Source organism: Deferrivibrio sp., assembly GCF_055117995.1.
The window spans coordinates 13,050-28,573 of record NZ_JBSQOT010000026.1 but is presented as its reverse complement, the minus strand read 5'-3'; the positions used below and the strand labels follow the sequence as shown (position 1 = coordinate 28,573).

General features: G+C 33.9%; 16 protein-coding genes. 8 read left to right on the top strand and 8 right to left on the bottom strand.

The window, feature by feature from the left end; genetic code table 11:
- The 3 genes from ACTCAF_RS07830 to ACTCAF_RS07820 form a co-directional block, all read right to left on the bottom strand.
- A partial coding sequence (locus ACTCAF_RS07830) for a hypothetical protein (RefSeq protein WP_463062732.1) occupies positions 1 to 371 on the bottom strand: 371 nt, incomplete at its 3' end.
- Positions 358 to 816, bottom strand: a complete 459-nt coding sequence (locus ACTCAF_RS07825) for a SixA phosphatase family protein (RefSeq protein ID WP_463062731.1) — start codon at positions 814 to 816, stop codon at positions 358 to 360. The genes ACTCAF_RS07825 and ACTCAF_RS07830, both read right to left, overlap by 14 nt.
- A gap of 179 nt (positions 817 to 995) precedes the next feature.
- The gene (locus ACTCAF_RS07820) at positions 996 to 2,258 is read right to left on the bottom strand and encodes a polyphosphate:AMP phosphotransferase (protein WP_463062733.1); all 1,263 of its coding nucleotides are present in this window, start codon (positions 2,256 to 2,258) and stop codon (positions 996 to 998) included.
- A 294-nt stretch (positions 2,259 to 2,552) separates the two neighbouring features.
- On the opposite strand from ACTCAF_RS07820, the gene nqrA reads away from it, so the two are divergent.
- The 6 genes from nqrA to nqrF are packed head-to-tail and all read left to right on the top strand — an operon-like array spanning position 2,553 to position 8,304.
- A complete protein-coding gene (nqrA, locus tag ACTCAF_RS07815; RefSeq protein WP_463062730.1) occupies positions 2,553 to 3,872 on the top strand; it encodes an NADH:ubiquinone reductase (Na(+)-transporting) subunit A in 1,320 nt (439 codons plus the stop codon).
- 15 nt (positions 3,873 to 3,887) lie between these two features.
- Complete coding sequence (locus ACTCAF_RS07810; protein ID WP_463062729.1) at positions 3,888 to 5,093, top strand: NADH:ubiquinone reductase (Na(+)-transporting) subunit B; 1,206 nt, start codon at positions 3,888 to 3,890, stop codon at positions 5,091 to 5,093.
- Positions 5,077 to 5,859 carry a Na(+)-translocating NADH-quinone reductase subunit C gene (locus tag ACTCAF_RS07805; RefSeq protein WP_463062728.1) on the top strand — a complete coding sequence of 261 codons (783 nt, stop codon included), beginning with the start codon at positions 5,077 to 5,079 and terminating at the stop codon, positions 5,857 to 5,859. Before ACTCAF_RS07810 ends, ACTCAF_RS07805 begins: the two co-directional genes overlap by 17 nt.
- Positions 5,846 to 6,454: an NADH:ubiquinone reductase (Na(+)-transporting) subunit D gene (locus ACTCAF_RS07800; protein ID WP_463062727.1), complete on the top strand. Its 609-nt coding sequence runs from the start codon at positions 5,846 to 5,848 to the stop codon at positions 6,452 to 6,454. The genes ACTCAF_RS07805 and ACTCAF_RS07800 overlap by 14 nt, the downstream gene beginning before the upstream one ends.
- Entirely contained in the window at positions 6,454 to 7,065 is a 612-nt protein-coding gene (nqrE, locus tag ACTCAF_RS07795) for an NADH:ubiquinone reductase (Na(+)-transporting) subunit E (protein ID WP_463062726.1), read from the top strand. Before ACTCAF_RS07800 ends, nqrE begins: the two co-directional genes overlap by 1 nt.
- A 12-nt stretch (positions 7,066 to 7,077) precedes the next feature.
- Positions 7,078 to 8,304 (top strand): NADH:ubiquinone reductase (Na(+)-transporting) subunit F, encoded by a 1,227-nt coding sequence (gene nqrF / locus ACTCAF_RS07790; protein ID WP_463062725.1) that lies wholly within the window; start codon positions 7,078 to 7,080, stop codon positions 8,302 to 8,304.
- Between the two features lie 133 nt (positions 8,305 to 8,437).
- Here nqrF and ACTCAF_RS07785 read toward each other — a convergent pair whose 3' ends face one another.
- A complete protein-coding gene (locus tag ACTCAF_RS07785; protein WP_463062724.1) occupies positions 8,438 to 8,863 on the bottom strand; it encodes an FKBP-type peptidyl-prolyl cis-trans isomerase in 426 nt (141 codons plus the stop codon).
- Between the two features lie 130 nt (positions 8,864 to 8,993).
- Between ACTCAF_RS07785 and ACTCAF_RS07780 the strand changes: the two genes are divergently transcribed.
- Positions 8,994 to 9,485 carry a deoxynucleotide monophosphate kinase family protein gene (locus tag ACTCAF_RS07780; RefSeq protein ID WP_463062723.1) on the top strand — a complete coding sequence of 164 codons (492 nt, stop codon included), beginning with the start codon at positions 8,994 to 8,996 and terminating at the stop codon, positions 9,483 to 9,485.
- Between the two features lie 2 nt (positions 9,486 to 9,487).
- Entirely contained in the window at positions 9,488 to 9,841 is a 354-nt protein-coding gene (locus ACTCAF_RS07775; protein ID WP_242819916.1) for an acyl-CoA thioesterase, read from the top strand.
- On the opposite strand, the gene ACTCAF_RS07770 is transcribed toward ACTCAF_RS07775, so the two are convergent.
- The 4 genes from ACTCAF_RS07770 to ACTCAF_RS07755 form a co-directional block, all read right to left on the bottom strand.
- Positions 9,838 to 12,987, bottom strand: a complete 3,150-nt coding sequence (locus ACTCAF_RS07770) for a cache domain-containing protein (RefSeq protein WP_463062722.1) — start codon at positions 12,985 to 12,987, stop codon at positions 9,838 to 9,840. The genes ACTCAF_RS07775 and ACTCAF_RS07770 overlap by 4 nt on opposite strands.
- Positions 12,988 to 13,072: 85 nt before the next feature.
- Complete coding sequence (locus ACTCAF_RS07765; RefSeq protein ID WP_463062721.1) at positions 13,073 to 13,780, bottom strand: enoyl-CoA hydratase/isomerase family protein; 708 nt, start codon at positions 13,778 to 13,780, stop codon at positions 13,073 to 13,075.
- Positions 13,780 to 14,565, bottom strand: a complete 786-nt coding sequence (locus ACTCAF_RS07760; RefSeq protein ID WP_463062720.1) for an enoyl-CoA hydratase-related protein — start codon at positions 14,563 to 14,565, stop codon at positions 13,780 to 13,782. Before ACTCAF_RS07760 ends, ACTCAF_RS07765 begins: the two co-directional genes overlap by 1 nt.
- Position 14,566: 1 nt before the next feature.
- The gene (locus ACTCAF_RS07755; protein ID WP_463062719.1) at positions 14,567 to 15,520 is read right to left on the bottom strand and encodes an MBL fold metallo-hydrolase; all 954 of its coding nucleotides are present in this window, start codon (positions 15,518 to 15,520) and stop codon (positions 14,567 to 14,569) included.
- Between the last annotated feature and the right edge of the window lie 4 nt (positions 15,521 to 15,524).

Genomic DNA, 15,524 nt, shown 5'->3' with positions numbered 1-15,524 from the left:
TTCTTTGAAGATATTTTACAGATTGTGTTGTCTTTGTATCTGAAAAACACAATAAACCCGATCGTTTTACCAATATCATCAAGCAATCTGAACTTTTTATAGTAAACAAGGCTTCTGCTAAGCCTCAATAACTTTCTGAAATTATCGTAAAACGCTTTATCAAAAGATAAAATGGTAAATTTGGAAATATCTACCTTCTTATAATCACCGTTCAAATTAACAACAACGCTATCAGATTTTAAAAAATTCAGATCAAAAGTATCAAAGATACCTACCACACCAACAAAATCATCGTCTACCTGATAATTAAGAAAATATTCAGCGATGATATCTTCAAAATTATCTTTGAAATCTTTTCTAAAGTAAAACATCCTGGCTTATAAAATTATGTATACACTTATTCTTTATATGGCATATAGAACCTTTCTTCACCCTTAAATTGATAGCATTTTCACTTACATAAAATGAGATAAATTTTGAAATATCCGGCTCATGTCCAATAATAGCAAAAGGTTTGTTTTGATCATAACTCTTTATAATTGTAAGATACGAGAGATTATCAGCACCCGGGTTTAATGTTTTGTCCTTGATTATCTCAGCTCCTGTAATCTTTTTCAATATCAGGGCAGTCTCAAACGACCTGACAGCTTCTGATGTGTAAATAACTTTTGGTGGTTTAAGTCTTTTAAATAGCTTTTTAAATGCTGACCTTGCTCTTTGTTTCCCATCCTTTGTAAGTGGCCTTTCAAGATCATCTTTACCCCAAAGGCTTCTTTCAACCGCATGGGCATGTCTTATTATGTAAAATTCACTCATATTATCCCCCTTTTATTTAAATTTAACATAATACAGCCAAAAGGGGTAGCAGCTTAAAAAAATTTTACAAAGATTTTACATTAGCTCAAATTTAAAGTATTTAACTATAATCTTTCAAGCGCTTTTCAAGGACTTTAATATATGTTTTCATTACCTTTAATCTTGCATATTTTTTATCGTTAGCTTCCACTAATAAACCATGGGCAATCCTTACTGCTTGTACGAAATATCATATCATTTGCTGCCATCATATATTTATCCCATTTTTCTCTATTTCTCCAGTCTTCTTCGGTAATTTTATAATTCTTCCATTCTGTTTGCTCCCTTTCTTTAAATCTCTTTAGCTGCTCTTCTTTATCAATATGAAGCCAAAACTTAATAACCACAACATTGCTTGACACAAGATTGTTTTCAAAATCTACAATTTCTTCATATGACCTTTCAATTTCCTGATATGTTGCAAATTTTTCTACACACTCTACCAATACCCTCCCATACCATGACCTATCAAATATCGTCGTGAAACCATACATCGGGATATATTTCCAGAATCGCCACAAATAATGGTAGCTCCTCTCCTCTTCATTTGGTGCACTAACTGACATTACCCTCAAAAGTCGAATATCCATTGCGGAAGCCAGTCTTCTAATTGCTCCCCCTTTGCCTGCGGCATCCCACCCTTCAAACACCAGAATAGTAGATATTTTATTTCTGTAAGCCTTCCACATAAGTTCATTTATCCTTTCTCTGTATTCATCCATTTTTTTATTGTAAGTGCTTTCTTTGACACTCTTATTCAAATCAAGCTTTTCAAGGATGGGGTTTGGAAAGTGCTTTACCCAAATATTTATCTGTTCTTTAGCCAAAACTAAATTCAAGTTTTTGAGATGTTCGTAAATTATCTGAACTGCCTTAAGTTCTCTGAATTGTTTATCTTTAGCTTCAATAAGATACCATCTTGATTCTGCTCTGTCCGTAAACCTTATAGTTTTTTCAGCACAATCTATTATCTTTTTATAATTCTCATAATTCCAGAATGCCCTTTTTTTCGCCTCATCAGTAAGTTTTTTCTCTTTTGACAGTTTTTTTAATTTTTTCATCTGCTCATCTTTTGAAAAGTGCACCCATAGTTTAACAATTACAGCACCATCATCCGCAAGCATTTTTTCAAAGTTTACTATTCTTGTCAGTTTATATTGAAACTCAACCTCATTAACATCCCCTTTAATATAATCATTCATAAGTTTCGTATACCATGCTCCGAAAAATATCCCTATCTGCCCCCTTTTTGGAAGTTTCATCCAGTATTTCCAAAAATAAGGTCTTTCTTTTTCCTCATCGGTTTCTACCCAAAATGTTTCAATTTTTACATTTCTTATATCAAGTATGGTACCCAAGAAATTTACCAAATCCCCCTTGCCAGCTCCATCTACACCTAAAATAATAAAAATAATCGGCCCCCTGTATTTTCTGCTATCTAACTGAACTTTGATAAGATCCCCCTAATCTTCTCAATCTCCTTTTTAAACTCCTTCTTACCCAATTTATGATTAAGTTCGGCCGCTTCAAACATGTGCCACCCCTTAAAAAAAGCATTAATTAACTAATTTATTATAACATTAAAAGTTGTTGATTTTTATTTAAAACTATTCTAATAAACCTTGCTATTGACATTCAGTTTTTTTGTGCTTTAATTTAATATGTTTGTAATTATTATTTGAAGGTAAAATGAAAGAATGAAAGAAATTAATATAAAAAAAGGATTTACTCTTCCAATCAAGTGTAAATACAATAGTGAAGTAAAAACTGTTGTCCCTAAATCAATGGGGCTCACCACTGATGACTACAAACTTTTCAAACCAAGACTCATGCTGGAAGAATCATCAAATATATCACCTTTTAAACCTGTAATTTTCAATAAAAAAGATGAAAATATCAAAATAAATATCCCCGCTAACGGCAATTTGACAAAAATAACCAGAGGGGAAAAAAGAAAAATATTGTCGATTTTTTGTGATATCAGACCTGAATTTGAATTTGAGTTCAATGCCGACAAAGATGATATTTTAAATACACTTTTAGAGTGCGGGCTGTTTTCTGCTTTCAGACAACGTCCGTTTGACTTTATACCCAATCCAGAAAAAAGGCCTGAAGTTATATTTATAAATGTTTGTGAATCAAGACCGTTATCTTACAACTCATCTCAAATATTGCAACTTATTGAGGATGATTTTTTTGCCGGTGTACAAATAGTTTCAAAATTAGCTTCAAAAAAGACATTTGTCTGCGTTGATGAAAATTTTAAGTACAATATCAAAGATACAGATAACATTACCTACGTTAAATTCAAGGGAGCTCATCCGGCCGGCTTGACAGGAACACACATTCATTATCTCTATCCCGTAAATGACAAAAAGAGTATATGGCATATAGATTTTCAGGAAGTGGCTGCAATTGGCAAACTATTTTCAAGAAATATTCTTTCGGCATATCGTTATATCGCAATATCAGACCTTACCAAAAACGAAGTAAATATCGTAAAAGCTCCTATGTTAAGCAATATTTACGATCTTTTGGACATAGATTTTAGGGATGACTTAAGAATAATTTCGGGGAATTTGTTTTATGGTCGTAAAGTGACTGAAGATGAACCGTTTCTTGGCAGATATGATTATCAGATAACCATTTTAAAGGAAATGACCGAAAGAAAGTTTATGGAATGGGCTCTTCCTGGTAAAGATGTTTTTTCAGTGAAAAATGTATTTCTTTCAAAATTGTTTGGAGATAAAAATATTAGTTTTGATACTTCGATGCATGGAAGTATAAGACCTATTGTCCCTGTGGGCTCATACGAAAAGGTATTCCCATTTGATATCGAAATAACCCATTTGCTCAGATATTTATCCGTTGGTGATGAAGAAATGTGTCAAAAATTGGGGATTCTTGAGCTGTCTGAAGAGGATCTTGCTCTATGCACTTTTGTGTGCCCTGGTAAAAACGACTATGTAAAAATGTTAAGGGAAACTCTTGATAGAATTTATTACGACTCTTTTTGAAGTTTAGGAGATTAAATGAAAAAACTCGAAGTTTTTTTTGAAAAGCTTGAAAAACATTTCAAAAGCGGCGGAAAGTTTGAAAGACTCTTCCCTGTATTTGAAATGATAGATACTTTTATACTTACCCCTCTAAACAGGACAAAAGATAAAACTCATATCAGAGATGGCCTGGACTTAAAAAGAATTATGACCACGGTGGTAATTGCGCTTATACCTTGCGTAATTATGGCTCTCTACAATACAGGCTATCAGGCAAATTTGCTTTATTCTATAGATAATTCCAAAACAGCAATAGGTTTCAGACATCATATAATGGAATTTTTTAACATTCCTTACGACTATAAAAGTATTTATTCAAACTTTTTTCTCGGCAGTCTGTACTTTTTCCCCCTTTACATAATAACACTTATCGTGGGGGGGATATGGGAGCTACTTTTTGCAGTCATACGTAAACATGAGATTGGAGAAGCCTTCCTCGTAACTTCTCTGCTTTACCCTCTCATACTTCCTCCGACAGTGCCGCTATGGGAAGCAAGTGTAGCACTTTCCATTGGCCTGGTGCTTGGTAAAGAGGTTTTCGGTGGTACAGGGAGAAATATCGTAAATCCGGCGCTATTTTCAAGAGCCGTGCTGTTTTTCGCTTATCCTGCATCAATGTCAGGTGACAAGGTATGGATAGGGCTCGACTCAATCTCCAAAGCAACACCTCTATCTGAAATGGCTTTAAGTGGAAATATTTCATACAGCTTGACTGATGCCTTTTTGGGACTTATACCTGGCTCGATGGGTGAAACATCGACACTCGCCTGCTTGCTTGGTGCAGTTGTTTTAATTTACACCGGAATCGGCAGCTGGCGTATTATGTTAATGTCAGTTATCGGACTTATTGCTACATCCTCTGTTTTTTACTTTATAGGCAGTGAAACTAACCATATGTTTCAGCTTAACCCTTTCGTTCATCTTATTTTGGGAGGATTTGCCTTTGGTACAGTTTATATGGCAACTGACCCTGTGTCTGCATCAATGACAACTGTGGGCAAATATTTTTACGGTTTTTTAATAGGTGCTTTGACAGCAATAATACGTGTGGTTAATCCAGCATATCCGGAAGGAGCTATGCTTGCGATACTTTTTGCAAATATTATGGCTCCGATAATAGATCATTTTGTGATAGAAGCGAATATCAAAAGAAGAGAAAAAAGATATGCAACAAGAATCTAACAAAAAAATATTTCTTACGGCACTTATTTTGGCACTGTTTTTCTCATTTGTTGTATCGCTGGCTGCTGTGTTGCTAAAACCTATTCAGCAAAAAAATGAAGAGCTTGAAAGAAATAAAAATGTGCTTATTGCCGCCGGCAAAAATACTGATAACATCGATGAGGAATTTAAAAAAATTAAAACTTTTTACTTTAATCTTAAAACAAAAAAGGTTGAAGAAGCCACAAATGTAAGTAATTACTTTAGAAATTTCAAACGACTTTCGGAAAACAAAGATACAAGCATTCAACTGAATGGTGACTTGGAAGGCTTTAAAAGTATCCCTGACAAAATCCCTTTTTACGCATTTTATGATAACGATACACTTGAACTTGTAGTCCTGCCAATATTTGGCAATGGACTCTGGTCAACGATGTACGGATTTATTGCAATTAAAAACGATGGAAACACTATTCAAGGGCTAACGTTTTACGACCAGAAAGAAACTCCGGGGCTTGGTGGTGAAGTAGACAACCCTAAGTGGAAAGCTCTCTGGAATTCGAAAAAGATTTATGATGAAAATGGTGAGCTTAAAATAGAAGTTATAAAAGGTATTGTAGATGATAACGACAAAAACTCAAAGTTTCAAATAGATGGACTTTCAGGTGCAACAATGACCACCAAAGGTGTAAATTCATTTGTCAGATTCTGGTTAGGTAAAAGTGGGTTTGAAGACCTTTTAAAATATATAGGTAAGCATAAGGAGCTCCCAGTTGAAAAAGGTTAATATATTTTTTGACCCAATTTTTAAGAATAACCCGATAGCTGTTCAGATCTTGGGCATTTGTTCAGCGCTTGCTGTTACTTCAAACCTAAAAACATCTTTTGTAATGGGTTTATCTGTAATCGCGGTTTTAAGCTTCTCAAATTTCACTATAAGTCTTATGCGACAATATATCCCATCAAGTATAAGAATAATAGTTGAAATGACCGTTATAGCGTCGCTGGTTATAGTAGCAGACCAGATAATAAAAGCTTTTATGTACGATATAAGCAAACAACTTTCCGTTTTTGTGGGGCTTATAATAACAAACTGCATACTAATGGGGCGTGCAGAAGCATTTGCACTAAAGAATAAACCTTTTGAAAGTCTTCTTGATGGACTTGGAAATGGGATTGGCTATGCACTTATACTTTTAATAGTTGGCTTTTTCAGAGAGCTTATAGGTGCAGGGAAACTTTTTGGCATAGAGGTATTTCAGACTGTTAATAACGGTGGTTGGTACACGCCAAATGGCCTTTTTCTGCTTGCGCCAAGCGCTTTCTTTCTCATAGGGCTTATTATATGGGCAGTAAAGATTATAAGAAAGGAAAATAAATAATGCTTGAAGCTTACTTAAGTCTTTTCGTAAAATCTGTATTTGTAGAAAACATGGCACTCGCCTTTTTTTTGGGGATGTGCACCTTTCTTGCAGTATCCAAACAAATTGAAACAGCCAAAGGGCTCGGTATAGCAGTTATTGTAGTTCAAACTATAACAGTCCCTGTAAACAACCTTATTTATCAACACATCCTTAAAGAAGGTGCCCTTTCCTGGCTTGGATTTGAAAATATTGATCTTACTTTCATAGGGCTTGTTACTTATATAGGTGTAATTGCAGCACTTGTCCAGGTACTGGAAATGTTTCTGGATAAATTTATGCCAGCTCTCTACAATGCCCTTGGTATATTTTTGCCTTTAATCACTGTAAATTGTGCAATACTTGGGGGAACACTTTTTATGGTTCAAAGAAATTATAACTTTGGTGAAAGTGTAGTCTACGGACTTGGTTCCGGTGTGGGCTGGGCGCTTGCAATCGTTTCTCTTGCAGGTATAAGGGAAAAAATGAAATATTCTGATGTACCAAAAGGTCTTGATGGGATAGGGATAACTTTTATCGTTGCCGGTATTATGGCAATTGCGTTTATGTTATTTTCAGGAATCAAATTGTAAACAGGTGAATTAATGATAATAGTATTTTTGGGAGTAATATTTTTCACTTTAATTATCCTTATTTTGGTGGGGCTAATTATAGAGTCCAAAAAGAGACTTGTACCTCAAGGTAAGCTAAAAGTTATTATTAATAACGATACAGCAAATCCCATTGTGGTAAATCCTGGTGAAAAGCTGCTCAATGCACTTGCAAGCAACCAGATATTTGTTTCTTCTGCTTGTGGCGGTGGTGGCTCTTGCGGACAATGTAAAGTAAAAGTGCTTGACAACGACGATAAACTTTTGCCCACTGAAAAAACACATATAAACAAAAAACAGGCAAAAGAAGGGTACAGACTGTCCTGCCAGCTGCCGGTAAAAAAAGATCTTAAAATTGAACTTCCTCCTGAAATTTTCAGTGCCAAAAAGATGGAATGTGAAGTCATATCAAACAATAATGTGGCAACATATATAAAAGAATTTACGTTAAAACTGCCTGAAGGGGTTGACCTTGATTTTGAAGCAGGTGGTTATATTCAAATAGTTGTCCCCCCATATGAAACCCATTTCAAAGATTTTATCATTGACGAAAAGTATATTGAAGACTGGGAGAAAACAGGTCTTTTCCAACTAAGGTCCAAAGTAGAGGAAGAAGTAATCAGAGCTTATTCAATGGCTAATTTCCCCCTCGAAAAAGGGATTATAAAGCTAAATGTCAGAATAGCTACTCCACCTCTTTACGACCTAAGCATACCTCCGGGGAAAGGTTCTTCTTATATTTTTAGCAGAAAACCGGGTGATATAGTTACTATTATGGGACCTTTTGGAGAGTTTAAAGCATCTGATACTGATGCTGAGATGGTATTTATAGGTGGTGGAGCCGGTATGGCACCACTTAGATCAATTATTTTTGATCAACTAATCAGGCTTAATTCTAAAAGAAAAATCAGTTTCTGGTATGGAGCAAGAAGTTTTAAAGAAATCTTCTACAAAGAAGATTTTGATGAACTTGCAAACAAATATGAAAACTTTTCTTGGAATGTAGCATTAAGCCAACCCCTTGCAGAGGATAACTGGACAGGTTACACAGGGTTTATCCATACAGTAGTGTATGAAAATTATTTGAAAAACCACCCTGCACCTGAAGATGTGGAATATTATCTTTGCGGCCCTCCCATGATGCTGGAATCAGTCCTTGAAATGCTCGATAGCCTTGGAGTAGAGAAAGAAAATATAAGATTTGACGATTTTGGAAGTTAGATGAAATATTTTGTTATAATATTCTTTTTTACGTTTATTTTCTTTCTTCTATTTATCTTTATGATAAAAAGGACAAAAAAAGGCTCCTGCGGATGCGGAGCCTCTTGTAGTTGCAATTCAAAACCTAAGAAAATTACAAAATTTCTTCCACCTTCACACTGAAAGTAAGGGTCTTTCCGGCAAGAGGATGATTGAAGTCAATAGTAACAAACTCATCATTCATCTCCTTTACAAGCCCTCTGTACATCTGTTCTTTTTCATCGCTCAGGTCAATATACATACCTTCCTCAACAGACTCATCAAGTTCAATATTACCCCTTGGAATTTCTGTAATAGCATCTTCCAAAACAGGTCCAAAAGCATCTTCCGGTAAAAGCGTAATTTGCTTTTCCTCACCTTGAGCCATTCCCACAAGACCTTCTTCAAGCTTTGGTAAAAGCTCGCCGCTTCCAAGTTGAACTTCCAATGGACTTTCATCTATCGTTGAATCAACAATAGTTCCGTCTTCAATTGCCACAGAATAGTGGAATTTGATTTTTGAATTTTTTTGTACTGACATAAATCACCTCAACATTTTTGGGGTAATCACCCCTTTTTAATTACATTAGCAGTATCACACCAAATTGCAACAATTGATTTCATTTTTTTTAATTTTATATTATAATTTCTATAATATTTAGGGGTTTATAATGAAAATAGCAATCACAGGCAAACAATGCGCAGGTAAAACAACATTAAAAGAGCTTTTTATTGCAAAGTTTGGTGGAAAAGAGATAAAGTTTATAGATAAACTTTATCAAATCAATGAATTGTTGGGTGTCCCAAAAAACAGAGGATTTATGCAGGATTTAGGAGAAGCTGTCAGAAAATATTTCGGGCAGGATTATTTTGTAAAAGATTTTATTAAAAGAGCAACAAATTGTCAGGACAACCTTTTTTGTGATGACGTGCGCAAAGTTTTGGAATTTGAAGCAACCAAAAAAAGTGGATTTTACACGATTTATATAGAAGCAAACCCGGAAATAAGAAAACAGAGGGCACAAAAGTTAGGACTTGATTTTATTGAAAACCACCCTGCGGAAAATGAAATCATATTGTTGAGAGACAAATGTGATATTGTTATAGAAAATAATGACTCTATTGATAAATTGAAATATTTTGTTGATAATTTTGAGGCATAGTGATGGAAACTTACGCTCTTGTAAGACCCGAACATTTAAATCATCACGGTTATCTGTTTGGCGGTGTTTTATTAAAATGGATTGATGAGTATGCATGGCTTGCAGCAACCCTTGAGTACCCGGCCGCTACATTTGTAACTGTCGCTTTGAATGATATAAATTTCAAAAAAAGGGTGGAAAATGGAAGTATCTTGAGATTTCACATAAAAAATATAAAGAAAGGCAATACTTCAGTTACCTATGAAGTCAATGTTTTTGCCAAACCACCTTCGCCTGACTCTGATGAATTTCATGCATTTTCTACAGAAATCACCTTTGTAAATCTTGATAAATCTGGGAAACCAGTTAAAATTTAACCTACGTCTTTGCACTTTCCAGAAATTTCACATAAGACTTTTTTTAATGATTCAATAGTGTAAGGTTTTGTTAAGACTCCATCAAAACCGTATTCTTTAAAATTTCCAAGCACAGGATCGTCAAAATAACCTGAACTTACCACACAAACAAGCTCAGGTTTTATTTCTTTAAGATATTTAAGACATTCAAGTCCGCCCATTTTCCCGGGAACAGTCAAATCCAGAATTGCCACCTGGATATCCTTGATATTCTCCCTCAAGATTTTAATGGCCTCTTCGCCATGACTGCTTTTAAAGACTCTTAATGCAAAGTTTTTCAACATAAGACCAAGGCTATTTCTCACAAATCTATCATCATCCATCACAAGTATTCCATTAAATTTGGTAGTTATATCTTCAATATGTTCGTCCTCATTGTTTGAAACAGTACTGTTATCAGCAAGAGGTAGATATATGAAAAAAGTTGTCCCTGTACCCGGAACACTTTTAAAGGTTATGTGACCACCATGTTTATTTATAATACTCAAAGATGACGAAAGCCCAAGCCCAGTACCATCTTGCTTTGTAGTAAAATATGCGTCAAAAATCTTTTTCTTAATTTTCTCATCAATACCGCAACCGTTATCCTCTATTATAACTTCAGCATATCGCCCTTTGGGTACAGCATATTCACCGACCAAAGTGTCTTTATCCATTTCACAATATCTCGTGTGGACTCTCAAAATATTTGTTTTTTTGTCCATTGACTGCAAAGCATTAATAAGCATATTCTGTATTACCTGACTAATCTGACCTTCATCTCCGTAAACGATTAAAGGCTTTAAGTAAAGGTTTATATTGGTTATAACATTAGCACCTGATAAAACAACTTTCATTATCTCACTTACAGTTTTGTTGAGATTAAAGTGAGTCTTAACTGGCTCTCCACCTTTTGCAAAAGCTATCAATTGTCCCGTAATGGATTTTGCCTTTCTAACAGTTTCTTTTACATCATCAGTCAGGGATTTAATCTCAGGATTGTCAATAAGATGAAGTCTTATAATCTCGATCGAATTCAACACGGCTGCAAGCACGTTGTTAAAGTTGTGTGCAATACCACCTGCAAGTTGACCAAGAGACTCTATTCTTGCTATCTGGTTTATACTTCTTTCATTGTTGATTACACTGGTCAAATCCCTTATAACAACAATCGCTAAATCAATATCACCATCATCGGTATAAATTTTTGATACTGAAATAGAAACTATTAAACTTTCGTGATTTTTCTCCAATCTGAAAGCCTTTTTAAAAAGATGTTCATCAGAAGATTTATCATAGATGCCTGATAATATATCTTCAGTAACCAAATCATCATCATTGTAAATCTTAAAACATTCTGAAAAAGATTTGCAATTTCCAAAACTCTTTAGACTTTCAGCAAAGCTGTTGAGCATTACAATATTTTTATTCCCATCAAGTACAATCACTGCATCGCCTATATTTTCAAGAACCTTTTCAATAAGCTCTTTATCCCTTTCAATCTGTTCATATGCGCATTTTATTTCTGTTAAATCTTTATAGACACACAATACAGCCGGATTCCCTTCATATAAAATTTTAGTTGATGTCACATCCACTTCAAATATTCTCCCGGTGGTGTCTTTTAAAAAGAGTAATCTGTTTAAAATATGGCTATCAGATTTCAATAAATCAGAGAAACAGGATTTTTCCCCGTAAATAAAATCATATGGCGAATATTTATAAATTTCACCCCGGGAAATTTTAAGCATTTCAAGGGCTTCATTGTTGGCAAAAAGATATTTATCATTTGAAATAATGGTTACAGGAAGCGGCAAAAATTCAATAAGACGCTTATATTCTTCATTCTTTTCCAACAACTCACTTTTAAACTTTTCTATCTCAATTTTGTATCTGACAATACTGTCCCCTATTCTTTCAAACTCTGAAAATTTAAAAGGAAAATTTTTTATTTCAAAATTATCTGAATTATCCTTTATAATATCAAGAATTCCACCTTCGTCTTTTCTAAGAAGCCTTGTATAATAAAATGAAAACAGATAAAATGAAGTCAAAACACCAATAAGAATCAACAAAATAAATACCAACTGCCTTTTGAGGTCAGCAGAAAACTCTTTTTCTTTTTCGATTAATATTTCATTTACTTCATCCTCAAAAAGCCCACAGCAAATTACCCATTTCCACTGCGGAAATGCCTTTGCATATGCAATTTTTTTTACATACTCATCTTGCCCTCTTAGCCAGTAATAGCTTAAATATCCCCCTTCAGGCTGTAAAGAGAGTTTTAGTAGTTCATTCCCCACCTGCACACCATCTTTATCCACATACCAGAATCTTGTTTTGCCAATTAATTCCTTTTTTATGTGGACAAGATATGTACCTTCAAAGTCAAAAATAAAAATATAGCCGGATTTACCAAATCTGACATTCGAAGCTTTAGCAAGAATATCTTTTTTTGCATCTTCGATGATATCTTCAATATATTCTCCGGTGCCAATTATTAATCCAAGTTCGGGCAAATATTTGATATAGGATATCTTCTTAAACTTATTCCCCTCCATGCCGGGCTTTGACCATATATACTCGTAAAAACCTTCTTTTTTATTTTTGGCTATATCAATCATATCTTTAACGACAAAACGCCCTTCTGAATCCTTGATAAAACTTAAATTTGTCCCTTCCAATTCAGGCTTGTCAGCATTTAAAATTTCATTTCCATCCATATCTATTGCAAAAAAATACCCTCTACCATTGTTATATCTTATCTCTCTCAGAGATTCCTTAACGATAGTCAAAGTAGCTTGTTTTCCTATAAGGTTTATGTACTTTTTGTATAGATTTGAGGCTATTTTTGAAGCAGTTTCAACTTCTGACTTTACAACTTCTCTTGCTTTTCTCTTACTTTCTGAAACGGAAAAGTTAATGGATTCAAGGATATCATCCACCTTACTCTTGATTAACTTTTTCTGGTATTCAAGATACTCATTTTTAGTGTTTTGAATATTTATAATATATTGATAATACGAGAAAAATACGAGAGTTGATATAACAATTACGCCAACAATAGATATAACTATTAAAAAATATCTGATTAAATAAGAAATAAAGCTTACTTTCTTCCCATTCACCATTGCCAATTTTACAATTAATGTTAGACTGTGTCAAATCAAAATAAAAACTGCCGCATTTTTTTGCGGCAGTTAACATATAAATTTAAGGATAATATATCAGCAGATTTTCAATATAATTTTTATCCTCTTCAAAGCTTTTCAAAACATCTTTATACATCCTTAGTTTAAGCTCTTTATAAATATTTCTTCCTTTATTCATCCCTTTTGCAAATTCAAAAACTCCGTTTTTAAGTGACTCTAAATCGTCAAAGCTCTTTAATATCCCATATTCTTCAGCCTGACGGGCTGTCAGTCTTTTCCCGGTCAAAAGCATATCCTGCAGTACTTTAAACCCAACAGCTTTTTTTGCATATTCCACCATTGAAGGTAAAAAGGGTATTTTTACGTCCACTTCCGGAAAACAGAAAAATCCTTTATCATTTTTCATAAACCTAAAATCGCACGCACAGGCAAGCAGTGCACCGTTTCCAAAAGCATGACCGGTTATTTCTGCAATCACAGGTATAGGATATGAAAGGATTTTTTTGAAAACTTCATTCATTTTATTTAAAAAATCTTTTATACTCTGAAAATCTTTTGATGCAAATCTGCTCATTATAAAATTCAAATCTACGCCCTGTGACCAATTTTTTTCATCGCTCGATGTAATTACCAAAGCAGTGGCATCGCTATTTTTTTCTACTTCATCAAGAGCTTCAAGCAATTTAACCGCAAATTCAATATTTTGTTTATTTTCTCCGTTATCCAAAATAATATATGCAATATTATCTCTAATTTCCGTTTTGATCATTACTTTCCCCCTTTCAATTTTTCACTGAACCTCGATATCACTTTCATAAAATTGAGATTTTCTTTATTATACATTGCAACATCTTCAAGAGAATTGTTGATATCCTCTTTGATGATATTGTTTATTATCTGTTTGCACCCTGCCAGGGTTTCATATGGATTATCAGCAATCTCATTTGCTATTTCCATTGTATTTTGTAGCAATGACTCATTTTCAAAAACCTCCGAAACCAATGAGATTTCATAGGCCTTTTTCGCATCAATGTCCTTTCCGGTGAAAGCCAGATATTTTAAATTGCCAAAACCTATAATGTATGGAAGCCTTTGTAAAGAACCCATATCGGCAACAATTCCAAGTTTTGTCTCTCTGAGTGAGAAAACAGCGTTTTTGGAGCAAAACCTCAAATCACACGCAGCAATAAAATCCAATGCTCCCCCGATACAATAGCCATTGACAGCCGATATATAAATCTTTTTCCCTTTTTCAATTCTGTTCATCCCTTCCTGCATTATTTTTATTGTCTCATAAAGCCTTTGTTTATCATTGGTAAATATGAGATCCTGAAATCTTTCACCAAAATCATAAATATCAAGCCCTATTGAAAAATCTTTAACATCAGAATAAAAAACAGCTACCTTAATATCTTTGTCATTTTCAATCTCATCTACGACCTCAGGAAGCTCTTCCCAAAAATACCAGTTTAACGCATTCATCTTTTTTCCATTGTTGAATTTTACAAGCCCCACCTTCCCTTCTTTGGTTATTTCAAAAAAATTATAGGACATTTTATTTCCTCCTGAAAAGTTTATCAAATTGCATTTCCAACTGATTGTAAATTTTTATATCTTCAAGTGATTTTACAATTTTTTCCGGATTGGTTATAAAGTCATCTATAAACACTATTTCAGAAAGTTTCAGGTAAGATTTCAGTGGGCTTTCGTAAATACTTCCTGTCAGCTTTTTCAATACGGGATAAACACCATCATTTTTCAAATCTTCCATTATAAATAAAGTTCTTTCAATGAGTTTATTCAAGTAAAACAAAATTCTCTCATCTACACTATCTATATAGTCCCGGTGTCCCGGCAAGAAAACTCTTTCTTCAATATTTTTTAGTTTTAATATAGTCTTGCAAAATTCATCATAATTTAAAAATCTACTTTTAAAATCCTGAATATTCACATCAAGAAGAGGTGTCTGAAATATATCTCTCAGCACAACATCACCGGTTATGGCACAATTATCAACAAGATAAACAATATCACTCTGAGAATGGCCTGGGCAGGGGATATAGTTAATTTCAAGGTTTTTAAGTATATCCATTGATTCTTCAAGCAAAGTGATATTTTCAGGCATGGGAACTTCGTTTTTAAATCTTACCAAAACGTTTTCAATAATATTAATTTCATCCGAAGAAAAACCGAAATCTTTAATAATATTTAAAAATCCATTTTTTCTCTCTTCAAACCTTAAAAATCTTAAATAATCGTGCCTGGACAATATTATTTTGCTGTCAGAATTTTTTGATAGAAAATCTATAAGCCCGTAATGGTCAGCATGACAATGGGTAACAAATGTATACTTTAATTTGCCAAGATTTACATTTTCTTTCAGGTATTTGTTCGCCTCTTCAGTAAAGGGTCCTGTGTCAAAAAGCACATCAAAATCATCATACTTCTTTACATAAAAATGTACAGGCCCAACCGGATAAGGCGTGTTTACAGTATATTTTTCAATCATAATA

Excerpts from the sequence above, each read along its gene's own strand:
- ACTCAF_RS07755 (WP_463062719.1), bottom strand. The coding sequence starts at position 15,520 with ATGATTGAAAAATATACTGTAAACACGCCTTATCCGGTTGGGCCTGTA.
- nqrF (WP_463062725.1), top strand. The coding sequence starts at position 7,078 with ATGATAATAGTATTTTTGGGAGTAATATTTTTCACTTTAATTATCCTT.
- ACTCAF_RS07805 (WP_463062728.1), top strand. The coding sequence starts at position 5,077 with ATGCAACAAGAATCTAACAAAAAAATATTTCTTACGGCACTTATTTTG.
- nqrE (WP_463062726.1), top strand. The coding sequence starts at position 6,454 with ATGCTTGAAGCTTACTTAAGTCTTTTCGTAAAATCTGTATTTGTAGAA.
- ACTCAF_RS07775 (WP_242819916.1), top strand. The coding sequence starts at position 9,488 with ATGGAAACTTACGCTCTTGTAAGACCCGAACATTTAAATCATCACGGT.
- nqrA (WP_463062730.1), top strand. The coding sequence starts at position 2,553 with ATGAAAGAAATTAATATAAAAAAAGGATTTACTCTTCCAATCAAGTGT.
- ACTCAF_RS07825 (WP_463062731.1), bottom strand. The coding sequence starts at position 816 with ATGAGTGAATTTTACATAATAAGACATGCCCATGCGGTTGAAAGAAGC.
- ACTCAF_RS07765 (WP_463062721.1), bottom strand. The coding sequence starts at position 13,780 with ATGATCAAAACGGAAATTAGAGATAATATTGCATATATTATTTTGGAT.
- ACTCAF_RS07760 (WP_463062720.1), bottom strand. The coding sequence starts at position 14,565 with ATGTCCTATAATTTTTTTGAAATAACCAAAGAAGGGAAGGTGGGGCTT.
- ACTCAF_RS07780 (WP_463062723.1), top strand. The coding sequence starts at position 8,994 with ATGAAAATAGCAATCACAGGCAAACAATGCGCAGGTAAAACAACATTA.
- ACTCAF_RS07810 (WP_463062729.1), top strand. The coding sequence starts at position 3,888 with ATGAAAAAACTCGAAGTTTTTTTTGAAAAGCTTGAAAAACATTTCAAA.
- ACTCAF_RS07785 (WP_463062724.1), bottom strand. The coding sequence starts at position 8,863 with ATGTCAGTACAAAAAAATTCAAAAATCAAATTCCACTATTCTGTGGCA.